We start from the raw sequence: 15,465 nt of genomic DNA on the forward strand, positions 1-15,465 counted from the left end.
AGGCAAAAACAGGTGCCTAGTCGTAACACCAGGTATCAAAGGATCGGCTGGGCGGTGCCTGATTCGATCGCACCGGTCGATGAAAGATGGATTTAGTATTAGTTGGCTTCTTGCGGGTGGTGGCTAATGCTGAGGACTTTTGCGTTTTTCTAGAGGTTGAACTGGTTTGCAGCTCAGCTACTTGTTTTTGCAACCGATCATTCTCTTTTGCTAATCGCACTGCATCCTGGGTGGTTTGCTCCAGCTTCTCTTTAATCGCATCTGTTTGATGGGTCGATTTCTGCAACGCTGTCAGGGCCGTTTTCTGCTCAGCCAGCTGTGACTCCAATTGAGCCACCTTCTTCTGCAAAGAGGTTTCTTTGGTTTGAGCTGCCTTTAAATCTTTAGTTAGGGCACTGACTTTCACTTTTAAATCAGTGTTAATGGATTGAGCACTACTGGCTGCGGAGCTGCTTGCGGTTGAGGCAGGTTTTGCTGCTGCTTTCTGTGCCGTAGAGGCGGCAGGCTTAGCCTTCTTTGCTGCCGCCGTCTTTGTGGCTGTTGTTTTCCGACTAGAAGATCGGCTGGACGTTGCCTTTTTAGCAGTAGAAGATTTAGTCGTTGATTTTTTAGCTGCGGGTGCAGCAGCTTTGGTTGTTGACGTTGACTTCTTAGCTGCTGGTGAAGCAGCTTTGGTTGTTGACGTTGACTTCTTAGCTGCTGGTGAAGCAGTCTTAGTAGTGGAAGCAGCCTTAGGGGTCGATTTCTTAGCTGCGGGTGCAGCCTTAGTAGCCCCGGCAGTCTTTTTTTCCGTAGTTTTTTTGGCAGTGGTCGATTTAGCCGTACTTTTCTGGGCTGTCGTTGTCTTTTTCGCTGCAGCTTTTTTCGCTGATGTGGCTTTCTTTTGGGTCGTTGACGCGGCTGGTTTTGCACCTGCGCCATCTTTTTGATCAGGGGTCGCAGTTTTAGTTGCTTCTTCCCGTAATAAATCTGACAAACTTTTCTTCGTAGCCATTAACTGTCCCAATCCCGCTTAATTTCATCAACAACGCGGCAATAATCTGCTTTTGCCTCTTTACTATATTTCCCTTTCCATTGTGTAATCGGCTGTCCTTCCAAAGCTGCCCGTTCATGCGCCTTATAACTACGTACAAAGGCATGAAAAGCCGGAATGCCTAACTCCATCAAAGTGTTTTGAGCATCCAATGCTTCTCGCAAGCTTCGAGGATCGACCCGAGTTAGTAATACCCGATGAGCCACTCCCGATGGTTTGACTAATGTCCGCACCGTTTCAATTAGAACGGCAATTTCCATTGGGGCAGGAGGCGTAGGGAGCACTAAATAGTCAACCACAGGAATGACCATTTTCAAAATCTCTGACTCTAGACCTGGTGGCGTATCTACGACGACCAGCTCTTGCTTACTGGAACGGCGCAAATTTTTCAATTCTTTCGCGCTAGCCCCAGATTGGACTTGGAATTTAAGGGAATTTGTATCACGCTGGGTCCACCAAGTTGCGGACCCTTGCGGATCGGCGTCAATTAGGAGAACTTGATGAGCTTCTGCAAATACTGCTGTGAGATTAACAGCCGTGGTGGTTTTACCAACACCACCTTTGCCATTGAGGACGGCGACAACCTTGGTTTTTGAAGATTTAGAAGGCAACTTGGGCACCGCTAATGATTGCCAATAGTAAGCAGGAGGCTCTGACTTTGCAACTTGCAAAAGACTCCTGGGATGACTATACCGCTTTATTGTCTACTAATCCCTTTTTTAGCCAGTGTTTGCGGCCTTGGCATTCTCTGCGATCCCAGGGAAGGTTTCTTAGGTGAATAGACAATAATCTATTACAATAAAGCCAGACAACGACTTTAGTCTATACGCAATCTTTCTGTGCGATCGCAATGCAGCCAACTCTACATCAACTGAAAGTGTTTGAAACTGCTGCCCGCCATGGCAGCTTTACTCGCGCCGCTGAAGAACTTTACCTGACACAACCGACCGTATCAATTCAGATCAAGCAGCTGTCCAAGACGGTTGGTTTCCCTTTATTCGAGAAGTTGGGAAAACAGCTTTACTTAACAGAAGTTGGCAATCGGTTATTTAGCACCTGTCAATCCATTTTTGAAGAACTTGATCAATTCGAGATGATTGTCAGTGATTTGCAGGGGATGACCCAAGGCAAGTTACATCTTGCTACAGTCACTACCTGTAAGTATTTTGTCCCTCGTTTACTGGGTAATTTTTGTGACCAATATCCTGGCATTGATATTTCTCTGAAAATCACTAACCATCTCCAGCTGGAAAAGCGGATGATGGAAAACCGAGATGACCTCTACATCCTCAGTCATCCTCCCCAACATATGGATCTCAAAGTTCAGCCTGTCATTAAGAATCCACTTGTAGTGGTAGCTCCACCCAACCATCCCCTCGTGGGTCAGAAGAATATCGATATTTCTGCTCTCAATGATGAACGCTTTATTATGCGGGAGTCAGGCTCGGGAACTCGCCATGCTGTTCAGGCTCTATTCAACAAACATAAAGTCAATGTTGAAATCAAACTAGAACTGGGCAGTAATGAAGCGATCAAACAAGCGATTGCAGGAGGATTGGGAATCTCAGTGCTATCGCGCCACTCCCTTAATGGTCGAGAATATACTGACCTAGCCATTCTGGATGTCGAACATTTTCCCATTGAGCAGCAATGGTCGGTTGCCTATTTATCGGGTAAACATCTCTCTGTTGTGGCCGAAACCTTCCTACACTATTTAGTCTCGGTCACTGATCATGCTGAAATGCCTTGGATACACTTCAAATAAGATTTATCAGTAACTTTTAAGAACAACGCAGCCACCTAACTCCTGAGATCAAACTTCCAGGGTTATCTGGGAAAGAAAACACGGTACTCACAGCACTTGAGCCAGTGGAGGTCAGACAGCTCTTTCCCCCACTGGCTCAAGGTTTCTGGAAACGGGATGTTTCTAGTTCACCCCATTTACCTGCTGGCTTAAATCATTAACACTTTGGGACATGATGGCTAAAGCTTGCTGAAGGCTTTCTACATCAGCCCCGGCGCCATTAGGTAGTGCGGGGATCGTAGAGGGTGAAACCGGTAAGGGAATCCCAATCCCTCCGGTAAAGATAGAATCAACCTCCATTAGACTAGCTCCCGTAGAAGTGGGAACTGCTGTGGAGAGCTGATCAAATTCAGTTTCGCCAGCGTTGGGCAGAAAAGTACCACGATGTTCAGGGGTAAAGAGGAGTTGGCGATTCAGCAACGCTGGAAAAGGGAATCGTTGCCGGACAAAAACTTCGACATAACCCCGAAACTCAACAGTGTCGACATTGGGGTCGAGGGTGAGAATATCAGGCTGCAAAATGATTAAGCCTGTGTCCTTGGCTCTGAGTCCAAAGTCATAACAACTATCAGCATCCAGAGTGCCAAAATCGTTAGAACCACCGGTATCTCGAATTACAATTAGCTTACTGGTATCGAGAGCTGGGGTTGTTGCATTAAATTTCAATCGCAATAACACATCAAAGTTATGGGGATTAGAAACTGTTAGAAAATATCCCTGCAAAATTTTCCGGTTGGAGTTAGATATATTTCCTTCTGCAGGTGTAATATCTTTAAGGAGAAGTTCAAAGGTTGAAAGTAGCATAGAAATGTCCTTTGTGTGATGGTTGATCAATAAATTTCAGTGAGGATCATTGAATGTATTTATGAGTAACGATTACTGAGATAAACAGAAGAAAAATGTTCTTTTCAAGTAAAGATCTCAAATTTATCTTCCATAGCCTTTTTAAGGCAAAATAACAAAGCAGATAGCTTGTTAGTGCCATTGAGAGTTCCTAGGATACTTGAGCATAAAAGTTAGAGGCTAAGCTCTAAACATATGCAGCTTCAATGCCTGACACCTAAATTGACTTTTGAAATCTACTAGTGTAGTCATCTTGTTTAGATAGTAGAAGCTCAATGAATTCACCCTGAAAAGGCCATTAAAGAGAGAAGATTTTGATTTGTTTTAACCTGTCTTCAGTTCGTTAATCTGAAATCAATATAATCCAAAAAAACTTAGATAAAAGTGATTATCTTCAATATTTTGTGTGACATAAATCATTGAAAATTTCTTCTTTGTATAAAATATTTTTTATGCTTATAAATAATATTATATGCTTTTTCTGTAGTATTTTTGTTGCAGGAAAGATGCAATAAAAACAAGTCCAGTATGATTCTAATTGGGTCGCATCTATAGGCTAAGTAATATAGAAATATTTTTAAAATTCGTACCTTTAAAAACTACTGTGTAGAAATCAATGGCCATCAATACAGGCGAGAATGATACGGAATTCAGCTCTAGGTAAAGGTTTCTATATGGTTTGATTTCGATTTAAATCTCCAATCTTCTGACTTGAAGATAGAGACTAATCTATTGCAGAGATTCAAACCCCCGTTGACCACTGTCCCCAAATCCGCATACAGTTTCTAGCAGGATCACCCAGGGGCCAAACGAGCCATGCAAACCATTGCCGCTATTGATGTGGGAACCAATTCGATCCACATGGTTGTGGTGAAAGTTAACCCTGAAATTCCAGCATTCAATATTATTGATACTGAGAAAAGTACCGTTCGCCTAGGGGAAGGCAGCAAAGATACTGGGAAGCTGCATCCGGATGCGATCGCAAGAGCAATTGCCGCCTTGCGCAGATGTCAAGAAGTTGCCGCAGCCTGCAAAGTCGAACAGATCCAAGCGGTTGCCACCAGTGCTGTCCGGGAAGCCCTCAATGGTCGGACCTTTATTCGTGCCGTTGAGTCCGAACTCGGGCTTAAAATCAATGTCATATCCGGTCCAGAAGAAGCCCGGCGAATTTACCTCGGGGTCTTGTCCGGTATTGAATTTAATAACAAGCCCCACGTCATGATTGATATTGGGGGTGGATCAACCGAGCTCATTTTAGGGAATGGTCAAGATCCGCGCTCCCTCAGCAGTACCAAGGTAGGAGCGGTACGGCTGACTGAGGAATATATCACCACCGATCCGGTCAGTACTAGCGAATTTGAGCGGTTACAGGCCTATGTTCGAGGAATGTTGGAATGGCCGGTTGAAGAGTTGCGTTCCCATCTCTCTCCCGATGAAGTGCCAACCCTTATTGGCACCTCCGGAACAATTGAAAGCATTCTCAAACTGCATGCCTGCGAGGTTATGGGAGCTTGTCCCACCTCTCTTCATGGCCACGTCCTCACCCTTGATGACCTGAACGACCTCATCCACAAGCTGCGAAAGCTCAATTACGACGAACGCTGCAAAATGCCTGGGATGACGGAGCGGCGAGCAGAAATTATTTTAGCCGGAGCTGTAATTTTGGCTGAAACAATGACCCTGCTGCACTTAGATTCCATTACCACCTGTGAACGCGCTCTACGAGAAGGCATCGTGGTGGACTGGATGATGAAGCAAGGATTGATTGAAGATCGACTCCGCTACCAGGGTTCCGTGCGAGAACGCAGCGTCATGAACTTGGCCCATCAGTACCATGTGGAGTTATCAACTGCTGAGCGAATCGCTGATTTTGCCGTCGCTTTATTTGATCAAACCCAAGGCTCTCTCCATCATTGGGGAATAGACGAGCGTCATTCCCTGTGGGCAGCCGCTATTTTGCATAACTGCGGGCATTACATCAGCCATTCCGCCCATCATAAACATTCCTACTACTTAATCCGTCATGGCGGCTTGTTGGGCTATACCGATGCCGAAGTCGAGATTATTGCCAACTTAGCCCGGTATCACCGCAAAGGAGCTCCCAAAAAGAAGCATGAGAACTATCAGAACTTGGTGAATAAAGCCCAACGTCAGATCGTCGACCAGCTCAGTGCCATTCTTAAGTTAGCGGTCGCCTTGGATCGGCGGCAGATAGGTGCGATTGAATCCCTACATTGTGAAATTGATTCAGATACCATTACCCTCCATCTCCAAGCGAGTCAAACCGACGATGACTGTGCTTTAGAGCTATGGAGTTTAGAGATGAAAAAAGCTTGCTTTGAATCCGAATTTGATATGACTCTGGTCGCTCAACTGGCTGAATCTGCTCCCAGCCCTGATTTACAGCTAGCCTGATGAGTCTTAGTCATCTTTGCTCAACCCAAGGATTTTGGACACTTCACCCAATCCAGAGCTAACTTGTTAGCTTAAGAATGAAGGAGAATCTCTAAAGGAGTTCCTCCTCTATTTTCTAAATCCATTCCATCCCTTGCATAAATTTTTTTATTTGACTAGGGGGTAAGTCACTACGTACCTCTAAAAATACTGATAAGCTAAGTTTCGTTTAACTGCTCTCGGTGTATTTATAGCCGTTGACAAAGCAAGGAGCTGTTTATGGCCTCACAACAGGAAGACCTAAAAGCTGGGATTGCTGCCCACCAAAAAGGACAACAGTCCCAGGCCATCCGCATTTTAGAACGCGTGTGGCAAGCTGCCACGCCAGGAAGTTCTGTTCATGTGCAGGCCCAAATGTATTTGATCATGGCTCACCAAAGCTGTGGCCAACTCGAACAAGCTTTGATGCTCTGCCAACCCCTGGCTGCCAGCCCCATTGCCCAAGTTCAGGAATGGGCGAATCAGGTCTTGCCCCAGCTACAGCAAGACCAGGAAAATCAAATTCCAACTGCTACGGCATCTGCTGCGGAAACTGTTTCTGCTCCCAGTCCAGCGTTCAGTCAACCTAGTTCAGCCCCCAGTCCAGTCTCCAGCCCAGCCCCCAGTCAAAAATCCCGCGCAGTCGGAGGGATGAAATTAGCTATGGCGGGTATAGGGGGAAATCTCAGTTTGGCCTCTGGTGTCACCATTAGCCTGCTGTTTGGCATGGTGCTTGTCCTTGTCTTGGGTATCTTTTTAATCACAGCAAGTGATAATCCAGGCTTGGGACTAGGAGCGGCTGTTGTTATAACGATCGTTGTCAATGTAGCAATATTCTTCTTTTCACCCTGGCTCATGGATTGGACCCAAAGGTGGCTCTATGGCACCCACTGGATCACCTTGGGAGAGCTAGAGCATCTCAGCCCCGAAACCAGCCAAATCTTGCAAAGGATATGTGCCGAGAAGAATCTGAAAATGCCTCGGCTAGGCATTATTGAAGATCAAAATCCAACAGCCTTTACCTATGGATCGCTTCCCAATAGTGTACGGCTCGTTGTTAGCCGCGGATTATTCACCTACCTAGATGAAGACGAAGTCGCAACGGTCTATGCCCATGAGCTAGGCCACATTGTTCACTGGGATTTTGCGGTCATGACCTTGGCCTCTACGTTGGTGCAGATCACTTATTTGATTTACACCTTTGCGAGCCGAGCAGGCCGTCGAGGAGGCAGCAGCAAGGGCAAAGATGCTTTGCAAGCAGCTGCGATCTCAGCTTATGTTTTCTATATTATCGGCACCTATCTTGTCCTATATCTATCCCGAACGCGGGAATATTTTGCCGATCACTTTGCGGCTGAAGTCACAGGCAACCCCAATGCCTTATCTCGGGCATTAGTGAAAATTGCCTATGGCATTGTCGAAGAAGGTCAGCGGTCCAAAGAACCTAGCCGCTTGCTAGAAGGAACCCGAGCTTTGGGGATTTACGATGCTAAAGCGGCGACCTCCTCCGGCACGGCCTATCGTGTGGCTGCAGATACTAGCAAAATTGGCCGTGTCTTTTTGTGGGATCTATTCAACCCCTGGGCGTTTTGGATGGAACTGCAATCTACCCACCCCCTCACGGGCAAGCGTGTTCGGGCCTTAAGTACCTATGCCGAGCAGCTGGGTTTGGATATTGAGTTTGATATGGGCCGAGTAGTGGGAGAAGGCCGTCAATTAAATAAACAACGCCTCTATAGCCACTTCTTTTTGGATTTATTGCTCTATGGGGCTGAATTTATTGGCCTAGGCGTGGGATTGATTTTGGGACTTGCCTCCGGAACGAATCCCATTGCGTTGATGATGATTGGTTTGGGGATTGGCATTATCGCTAAAACGTTCATCATGTATCCCAACTTTGGTCAGGCTCCTGAACGCGATATCTTAACCCTGATGTCAGATCCCTATGCCAGTCCTCTGCGTGGACAACCCGTGCAGCTCGCAGGTCAACTGATTGGACGTGGAAATGCAGGCTATAAGTTTGGTTCAGATTTGAAGCTGCAAGACAAAAGCGGCATGTTATTCCTTCGCTATTCCTCTCGCTTTGGCCCAATTGGCAACTTCCTATTTGGTATGTCTCAAGTCCAAGATTTGATTGGCACTCAGGTAGGCACAACCGGGTGGTTCCGTCGCAGTATTGCCCCCTGGATGGATCTGGTCCAAATCAGAACGGATGGCGGGCGCGTGATCAATAGCTATCATCGGTTTTGGTCTTTTGGATTTGGCGGATTCTTCATTGTTCTAGGTCTTATCTTCAACTTCGTACTGCCCAGCTTGGTTGGATAGCTCCAAAGAATATCCCTCCCTTGGACGCCGTTTTTGAGGGCTTGCAACCTTTAGTAGATGAGTCCAATCTCCTCAGTATTCGCCCATCAGAAAGATGATGCCAAAACAATTGAAAGTCGGGCTATGGTTCCTTATTGGCTTAGAAATAGGGCTTGCCTTGGCCTACCTCATCACTATTTGGCGGCAGCAGTCTGTCCCAGTTTGGTTGGATTGGGATGGATTGAGATCAGTGCCATCACTAATGCAGGCCGCTACTTTATTTGCAATCGGCATTTTAGCGTTGCTCCTGCTCCTCTTTCGGCAGCGAATTCAACGGCCCGTTTCTAGATTTCTCCCCTTAGCTCTTGCATCCCTTTGCCTGTATGGAGGCATTGATGAACTGACGAAGCTCCATCTGCATCTGAATCAATACAACTGGAAAGGCATCTATGTGGCTATTTTGATTGCCATTCCGTTGATCTGTTGGCGGGATCTAGCTCGGCTATGGCGGGAGCATCGTTCAATTGTGTTGTGGGTATTTTTGGGACTCGGTATTTTCTTGCTCGGTGGATTTGGTGCAGAACTGATCAAGGAGCATTTGTATACAGGAGTCTCTCCTGAAGCCACCTTCACCTTGGCAGGGCAAACTATAAATCTGCTGTTTTGGGTTGAGCATCTTAGGGTCACTGTTGAAGAGTTTGGTGAATTGTTGGGCGAAACAATCATCCTCTTTGGGGTTGCTCAATTTGTCCTGAAAAGCTTATCCCCACAAGTGACTTAAGCAATACGTTGGCGATTGTGCCCCTCTCCCCCAGAGGTCCATTGACCTAGTAAGATAAGAGAGACCCGCAATTATTAAGAAACTGTGAAAGCAATTACTCTTCTCGGCTCAACAGGATCCATCGGAACTCAGACCCTAGATATTGTCGCTCAGTATCCCGATCAGTTTCGAATTGTGGGGATGGCTGCAGGCCGAAATATCGAGCTTCTGGCGCAGCAAATACGGCAGTTCCGGCCCGAAATTGTTGCCATATCAGATCCAAATCAACTCTCTGATCTCAAAGATGCGATCGCAGATGTCGATCCCCAACCCCAACTCTTAGCTGGAGAAGCGGGTGTGGTGGAAGTCGCTGCTTATGGAGACTCAGAATCCGTCGTTACTGGGATTGTCGGCTGTGCGGGGCTATTACCCACGATTGCTGCCATCAAAGCGGGGAAAGATATTGCCCTCGCCAATAAAGAAACTCTTATTGCGGGCGGTCCCGTTGTCTTACCTCTAGTCGAGAAACATGGGGTCAAGCTTTTACCCGCTGACTCAGAACATTCCGCCATTTTTCAATGCTTGCAAGGAGTTCCTGAAGGTGGCCTCCGTCGGATTATTCTCACGGCCTCTGGGGGCGCATTCCGAGACTGGCCCGTTGAAAAGTTACCGGAAGTCACTGTGGCCGATGCCCTGAAGCATCCCAACTGGTCCATGGGCAAAAAGATCACTGTTGACTCTGCCACTTTGATGAACAAAGGGCTAGAAGTGATTGAAGCCCATTATTTATTTGGTGTGGACTATGACCACATCGATATTGTCATCCATCCCCAAAGTATTATTCACTCTCTGATTGAACTGCAAGATACTTCCGTTGTGGCCCAACTAGGTTGGCCAGACATGCGACTCCCCTTGCTTTACTCGCTGTCCTGGCCGGAGCGCATCGCCACGGATTGGGAACCGCTAGATCTGGTGAAGTCTGGGGATCTGACTTTCCGCGAGCCCAACCACCAGAAATATCCCTGCATGCAGTTGGCCTATGATGTGGGTCGCATGGGCGGCGCAATGCCAGCCGTGATGAATGCCGCCAATGAACAAGCAGTGGCACTGTTCTTAGAAGAGAAAATCAGCTTTTTGGATATTCCGAAGGTGATTGAAACGGCTTGCGATCGCTATCGGTCTCAAAACACATTACAACCCAGCCTAGAAGATATTTTGGCCGCAGATCAGTGGGCTAGACAAGAGATTCTCACGATTAGCCAAAGCCAACCCCCGGTCGTTACGGCGAGTCCACAACTATCGACGATTTAGCCGCAAGCTCTGTAGCCTGACGCCCCAGACTACAGGAGCTAGCAATAGCAAAGGGGACAGTTTGGGTAAACTGAAAGGGTTCTTCAGCACGATGGACTTCTACATGGAGATGTGGACCACTACTCCATCCAGAGTTACCGCTATAGCCAATGATTTGTCCTACCGTCACTTGATCCCCAACTTTGAGACTTACCCGTTGGCGAAATCCTTGCTGCAGGTGAACATAGGCTGAACGGTAACCGCCATCATGCTCCAACCAGACGTGGTTAAATCGGTGAATTTGTTCTTTGCCGCCCCCACGATCGGGATATTTATCTTGAATACTGATGACTCGCCCTGACCGCATCGCATAGACAGGCGTACCAATTCCAGCCGCATAATCATAGGCATATTCCATCCGACCATTATGGGTCACCCCTCGGATCCCTTGGCTTAACCATCCTTGTCCCCAGAGTGGATGGCAAAAACCTTCTAAAGGCGAATCAACCGTAGGTTGCTCATGGAGAGCTAAGGTCAATAACCTCAGATTTGCTGTTGGCTTAATTTGGTTGGGTGGCTGAGAAATCGGGGGATCATCCTCAGCAATATCTGCCCCCCCCATTGTTCCTGTTAAATGAGCCTTAAAAGGGCTATGGGGATGGAAAATGGCCAATAACACTAGCGATATACCAATTCCTACCGCCATCCATGCATAGGGAGAATTGTGCATCTTGGTGAGAAAAGAGACCAGATGCCTCTGGTTACCGAGATCACGTTGTGAAATTATAGGGAGACTTTGCTGAGGAGCTTGATCACTCATTCCATGTTGCACGAGGCGTTCACCAACCCAGATGTTCTTTGAACGAATTTATAGGTGAAGCTGATCTAGAGAAATGAATTGTACCTAGATAGCTAAATGAGAAACATCACAGAGGAAAACTGCAGATTACAAAGTTGAATATCACTTCACAACCCTACAGATACCATTACTATTTCTAGACGTTAGAGAAAGTCTTTTGTTCTATACATCTAAAAATAATTTGCCCCTGAGAGAGACTGAATTAAAACTTTGTAAAGTAATTGACACAAAGGTTCTACTGCATTGAACCTCACACAGATAAATTGTAATCTTCTCAAGAAAAATTTGTGAATCTTCTTAAAGAATGATCTATCTAACTGTTTAGCTAAAATAGCTAAATCAAGGTTTCATGATTCAGAGAAAAAGCAATAGCACTTGAGATGAGAAATGCTTCTTCACTAGTTGGTTTTAAAAGCTGCTGAAAAAGTAATGCCTTCAACCAGGGAAGGGACTATTGGGACGTAAACAGCGCTCCAGGTCTTAATCGTAGCTTGCCTCGTCGTTTGTTTTTTTGCTGATGGAGTGCTTGCTGTAAGCGTCCTACTAATTCTAAGGTTCGTCGCGACTCCAAAGAGGCACAATCTTTTTGATGAGTCTGGACGCGGTTGCGTCCCTGTTGCTTAGCCACATACAAAGCACGATCGGCCGCTTCAATCAGGATAGAAGGGGCCACATTCTCATCAGGCACCTGACTGGCAACCCCTAAGCTCGCGGTAACATTATTTCCTGTTAAAGAGAGTTGGTGAGGAATCTCAAGATTATGAATAATACTTCGGATAGCTTCTGCGACTTGGGTTGCCCCATCTAAATCAGTATTCGGTAAGATAATGGCAAACTCTTCACCACCATAGCGAGCAACACAGTCGGCAGGTCGTTTAGCCACTTTAGCAATCGCTTGAGCAACTTTGCGCAGGCAGTCATCTCCAGCTTGATGACCATAGGTATCGTTAAACGCTTTGAAGTGATCTACATCGCACATAATCAAAGACAAGGGATGATTCTCTCGACATAATCTGTTCCATTCCGATAAAAAGGTTTCATCGAAGCAACGGCGATTATTGACCTGAGTTAAACCATCTATCGTTACCAGTTGTTCCAGCTGCAGGTTGGCAATTTCAAGCTGTTCAGACAGAGATTGCAACGTTCGATTTTTGGCATCCAGTTCTAGTAATAAGCTTTGGCGTTCAACCGCATACTGAATAGAGCGACGTAAATGGCTACTTGTAAACCGTCCTTTAACTAAATAGTCTTGAGCACCTTCTTGCATCGCTGTCAGAGCGACCGTCTCATCTGAATTGCCACTCAATATAATCACGGGAGTTAAAGGAAATGCTTGATTGACTTGGTGGAAAAGATCAAGTCCTACCGTTCCTGCAATACACAAATCTAGGAGAACGAGATCAATCGCAATCTCAGACTCTAATAACTCAAACCCAGCCACTAGGTTGGAACAGTGTAAAAGATCTGTAGGGAAATCATGACTGACATTCAGCAATTCCCGAACAATTTCCACGTCCTGCTCGTCATCATCGATCATGAGGATATTGAGATGAGCAGCTTGCATTTTTCAGGGGCCCCCTTGTCAAAAAATTAGACGTTCTTCTGGGCAAAAATTCACTGTCATTCCGAACTAATACGGAGAAGATAAGTCCTTAGGTATATCACTTATACCGCCCTATGATGCCCAAAATCTTCCGTAATCCTACGTATCTTTAAGGCTCCGAGGAATGAAAATAATCGAGATAGATTCGAGGTATTCCAGGATATTTGGGCCATCGTCCATCCTATGCCAGAGTCAATTCTACGCCATTTCTTTTATGCCAGGATGATTACTGTTAGGCCTTGTTTTTTGTAGTTTTAGATACAATCTGCTATCGTTTTCCAGTTATCTCTGGCTAGCTAGAAAATACTTGCTGATCATTGTTTCTTGTTATTCAATAATTGAATAGTTTGCACTCTCTTTAATTGAGATATGTGTCGTTTAAATTAACCCAATCTGGTAAAAATATTGAATTGATTAGCACTTGGATGCCTAGCTTTTGGCGGTTGTGATATTCGCTATCCACCTGACAGATGACTGAGGCTCACTCAGGTAGAACTAAATCAAGGACTCGCAATAGGTTGAGTCCCATGATTTTACTAATCTCCCCAGTGGTAAATCCCTCTTCCTGCAATGCTTCAGTGATTAAAGGCAAACCTGTAACATCAAAGGGTGAGCGCACTGCCCCATCAAAGTCAGACCCCAAACCGACATAGTCCACGCCTACCAGATCAGCAACATAACGGATGGCATGGGCAATAGACGATGCATCATTCCCACAAATTGCCGTTGGCCAATATCCAATCCCAATCACACCGCCCGTCTTTGCAATTGCCTGAATTTGTTGATCAGAGAGGTTGCGCAAGTTATCGCAGGTTCCTTTCACTCCTGTATGAGAAACCACCACGGGCTGGTTACTCAGGGCAACAACTTCATCAATGACTTGTGCAGAAGAATGAGCTAAATCTAACAGCAGATGTTGATCTTGGGCTTTTACAACGACCTGGCGTCCTAAACGGGTTAGACCCCCTTTTTGCAGGCCATGGGCAGAGCCACCCACTTTAGTATCAAAAAAATGAGCCAGTCCTAACATCCTAAATCCAGCGTCGTAAAGGCGATCTATATTTTCTAATCGACCTTGTAAGGCATGAGCTCCCTCTAGTCCTAAAAGACCTGCGGTTAATTGGGGCTGCTGTTTTCGATCTTGAAGAAAAGACTTTAGGTCAGCTTGATTGTTTAAAAGTCGAAACTGTTGTTGAGATTCAGCCAGGTTATGGAGCTTTTCCGCTTGATACAACGCTCTTTGTAATAGGCTGTTCCAAGTCGATAACGGCCAACGTTGAACAAGGGCTAGCTTCCAGATGTCATCAGATCGATGATCGTTATTCTCCAGCTTGAGATTAGTCGGCACTTTGGTGACAACGGTAAAGACTTGCAAAGCCACATTGGCATCCTGCAATCGTGGTAAATCAACATGCCCATACCGATGTTTCTGACTTAAATCCCGATGCCATAACAAAGAATCTGCATGAAAATCAGCAATCCACAATCCCTGATGAATCTGGCTCACTGAGTCTCCCACAGGGTAGGGTGGCCGTTGTAACACAGGGTTAAATCGCTGATCGATGAGGATGGGTAATTGAGCAAAGACGAGGGACACTGCGATGATTGCAAGTCCAATCAATCCCAATATGCTCCATCGACGTTTGCACCACCTAGAATCTCGTTTGCGTTTAGACATTGTCAAAATGTTGACGAATGTTCTCCATGGTACTGGCAAGCACTAGGATTTATTCATCGACACCATAGGTTGCGTTGAACTGATGAATCGGGGTCGCATTACTGTTTCTATCCTGATAATTAGCCTACTCACTGCTGGAGGGATGGCAATACAACTATTCCGGCAGCATCGTCAAAGCTATGTCCTAACCTTAGCGACAGCAAGTCGATCCGGTGAATACTATAAATTTGGTCAAGCACTAGCAACGGTTGTCGCTCGCCATCATCCTCAGATCCGGATTAACGTCATTCATACAGAAGGCTCAGCGCAAAATCTGGAATTCATCGAATCAGGGGCAGCCCAGTTAGCCCTAATCCAGGGAGATTCATCGATCCAATCATCGGCGCAGGCTATGACGTTACTTTTCCCTGAGACAGCTCATGTCCTAGTCAATAGACAGGCTAGCATCGAAACGATGGCAGATTTGCAAGGGAAAGCAGTTGCTTTGCCTCCCAAAGGGAGTGGTGCTTATCAATTATTTATGCCGATTGCCCAGCATTATGGCTTAAACCTACATTCAGCAGGCTAGCTAGCAGAGCAGATAATATTTTTTACAGCCCTTCCCAAGGAACGGCAAGATAAGTTGCTGCCTGCTGTTGAGCTTGATGAATGTAGGTTGAGTACTTCTGGCAAGCCCATTTGCATCATCATGTGGAGCAGGAGTACTACATCATCAATACGCTCAGTCGTAACGGTTAGTTGATCTGCCATGACACAGTCCTAGCTTGATTGCTAGATGAGCATACGCTGATTATCTTTATGCGATTTGATTACGCGAACGTCAAGAGTCAACATTAATTAAAAAATCAACGAATTAGA

General features: G+C 45.9%; 13 protein-coding genes. 6 read left to right on the top strand and 7 right to left on the bottom strand.

The genetic code is table 11. From position 1 onward, the window contains the following. Positions 1-16 precede the first annotated feature (16 nt). Both I1H34_RS32235 and I1H34_RS17755 read right to left on the bottom strand, forming a co-directional pair. The gene (locus I1H34_RS32235) at positions 17-994 is read right to left on the bottom strand and encodes a hypothetical protein (RefSeq protein WP_249369358.1); all 978 of its coding nucleotides are present in this window, start codon (positions 992-994) and stop codon (positions 17-19) included. After that, positions 994-1,644: a ParA family protein gene (locus tag I1H34_RS17755; RefSeq protein ID WP_212666325.1), complete on the bottom strand. Its 651-nt coding sequence runs from the start codon at positions 1,642-1,644 to the stop codon at positions 994-996. The genes I1H34_RS32235 and I1H34_RS17755 overlap by 1 nt, the downstream gene beginning before the upstream one ends. A 239-nt stretch (positions 1,645-1,883) precedes the next feature. Here I1H34_RS17755 and I1H34_RS17760 point away from each other — a divergent pair, with 239 nt between their 5' ends. Beyond that, the gene (locus tag I1H34_RS17760; protein ID WP_212662330.1) at positions 1,884-2,798 is read left to right on the top strand and encodes a LysR family transcriptional regulator; all 915 of its coding nucleotides are present in this window, start codon (positions 1,884-1,886) and stop codon (positions 2,796-2,798) included. 162 nt (positions 2,799-2,960) lie between these two features. Here I1H34_RS17760 and I1H34_RS17765 read toward each other — a convergent pair whose 3' ends face one another. Continuing rightward, positions 2,961-3,641, bottom strand: a complete 681-nt coding sequence (locus I1H34_RS17765; protein ID WP_212662331.1) for a hypothetical protein — start codon at positions 3,639-3,641, stop codon at positions 2,961-2,963. A gap of 855 nt (positions 3,642-4,496) precedes the next feature. Between I1H34_RS17765 and I1H34_RS17770 the strand changes: the two genes are divergently transcribed. The 4 genes from I1H34_RS17770 to dxr all read left to right on the top strand — a co-directional run bounded on the left by I1H34_RS17770 (position 4,497) and on the right by dxr (position 10,488). Continuing rightward, positions 4,497-6,095: a Ppx/GppA phosphatase family protein gene (locus I1H34_RS17770; RefSeq protein WP_212662332.1), complete on the top strand. Its 1,599-nt coding sequence runs from the start codon at positions 4,497-4,499 to the stop codon at positions 6,093-6,095. Between the two features lie 258 nt (positions 6,096-6,353). Then, on the top strand, positions 6,354-8,438 hold the full coding sequence (locus I1H34_RS17775) for a zinc metalloprotease HtpX (protein ID WP_212662333.1): 2,085 nt from the start codon (positions 6,354-6,356) through the stop codon (positions 8,436-8,438). A 94-nt stretch (positions 8,439-8,532) separates the two neighbouring features. Further along, positions 8,533-9,198, top strand: coding sequence for a hypothetical protein (locus tag I1H34_RS17780; RefSeq protein ID WP_212662334.1), 666 nt, complete (start codon positions 8,533-8,535; stop codon positions 9,196-9,198). Between the two features lie 84 nt (positions 9,199-9,282). Then, positions 9,283-10,488, top strand: coding sequence for a 1-deoxy-D-xylulose-5-phosphate reductoisomerase (dxr, locus tag I1H34_RS17785; RefSeq protein WP_212662335.1), 1,206 nt, complete (start codon positions 9,283-9,285; stop codon positions 10,486-10,488). Here dxr and I1H34_RS17790 read toward each other — a convergent pair. The 3 genes from I1H34_RS17790 to I1H34_RS17800 all read right to left on the bottom strand — a co-directional run bounded on the left by I1H34_RS17790 (position 10,457) and on the right by I1H34_RS17800 (position 14,607). Continuing rightward, positions 10,457-11,197: a M23 family metallopeptidase gene (locus I1H34_RS17790; RefSeq protein ID WP_235109169.1), complete on the bottom strand. Its 741-nt coding sequence runs from the start codon at positions 11,195-11,197 to the stop codon at positions 10,457-10,459. The two genes, dxr and I1H34_RS17790, sit on opposite strands and share 32 nt — an antisense overlap. Before the next feature lie 580 nt (positions 11,198-11,777). Next, positions 11,778-12,890, bottom strand: a complete 1,113-nt coding sequence (locus tag I1H34_RS17795) for a GGDEF domain-containing protein (protein WP_212662336.1) — start codon at positions 12,888-12,890, stop codon at positions 11,778-11,780. Between the two features lie 520 nt (positions 12,891-13,410). Beyond that, a complete protein-coding gene (locus I1H34_RS17800; RefSeq protein WP_212662337.1) occupies positions 13,411-14,607 on the bottom strand; it encodes a dipeptidase in 1,197 nt (398 codons plus the stop codon). Positions 14,608-14,749: 142 nt separating this feature from the next. Between I1H34_RS17800 and I1H34_RS17805 the strand changes: the two genes are divergently transcribed. Further along, positions 14,750-15,175 carry a TAXI family TRAP transporter solute-binding subunit gene (locus tag I1H34_RS17805; protein ID WP_249369360.1) on the top strand — a complete coding sequence of 142 codons (426 nt, stop codon included), beginning with the start codon at positions 14,750-14,752 and terminating at the stop codon, positions 15,173-15,175. Here I1H34_RS17805 and I1H34_RS17810 read toward each other — a convergent pair. Further along, positions 15,172-15,357, bottom strand: coding sequence for a hypothetical protein (locus I1H34_RS17810; protein WP_212666461.1), 186 nt, complete (start codon positions 15,355-15,357; stop codon positions 15,172-15,174). The two genes, I1H34_RS17805 and I1H34_RS17810, sit on opposite strands and share 4 nt — an antisense overlap. Positions 15,358-15,465: the final 108 nt, after the last annotated feature.

The organism is Acaryochloris marina S15 (assembly GCF_018336915.1).
GTDB lineage: Bacteria > Cyanobacteriota > Cyanobacteriia > Thermosynechococcales > Thermosynechococcaceae > Acaryochloris > Acaryochloris marina_A.

What these genes read in the sequence shown, in the direction of transcription:
- I1H34_RS32235 (WP_249369358.1), bottom strand. Translation starts at nt 994, where the DNA reads ATGGCTACGAAGAAAAGTTTGTCAGATTTATTACGGGAAGAAGCAACT.
- I1H34_RS17760 (WP_212662330.1), top strand. Translation starts at nt 1,884, where the DNA reads ATGCAGCCAACTCTACATCAACTGAAAGTGTTTGAAACTGCTGCCCGC.
- I1H34_RS17765 (WP_212662331.1), bottom strand. Translation starts at nt 3,641, where the DNA reads ATGCTACTTTCAACCTTTGAACTTCTCCTTAAAGATATTACACCTGCA.
- I1H34_RS17770 (WP_212662332.1), top strand. Translation starts at nt 4,497, where the DNA reads ATGCAAACCATTGCCGCTATTGATGTGGGAACCAATTCGATCCACATG.
- I1H34_RS17775 (WP_212662333.1), top strand. Translation starts at nt 6,354, where the DNA reads ATGGCCTCACAACAGGAAGACCTAAAAGCTGGGATTGCTGCCCACCAA.
- I1H34_RS17780 (WP_212662334.1), top strand. Translation starts at nt 8,533, where the DNA reads ATGATGCCAAAACAATTGAAAGTCGGGCTATGGTTCCTTATTGGCTTA.
- I1H34_RS17790 (WP_235109169.1), bottom strand. Translation starts at nt 11,197, where the DNA reads ATGCACAATTCTCCCTATGCATGGATGGCGGTAGGAATTGGTATATCG.
- I1H34_RS17795 (WP_212662336.1), bottom strand. Translation starts at nt 12,890, where the DNA reads ATGCAAGCTGCTCATCTCAATATCCTCATGATCGATGATGACGAGCAG.
- I1H34_RS17800 (WP_212662337.1), bottom strand. Translation starts at nt 14,607, where the DNA reads ATGTCTAAACGCAAACGAGATTCTAGGTGGTGCAAACGTCGATGGAGC.
- I1H34_RS17805 (WP_249369360.1), top strand. Translation starts at nt 14,750, where the DNA reads ATGGCAATACAACTATTCCGGCAGCATCGTCAAAGCTATGTCCTAACC.
- I1H34_RS17810 (WP_212666461.1), bottom strand. Translation starts at nt 15,357, where the DNA reads ATGGCAGATCAACTAACCGTTACGACTGAGCGTATTGATGATGTAGTA.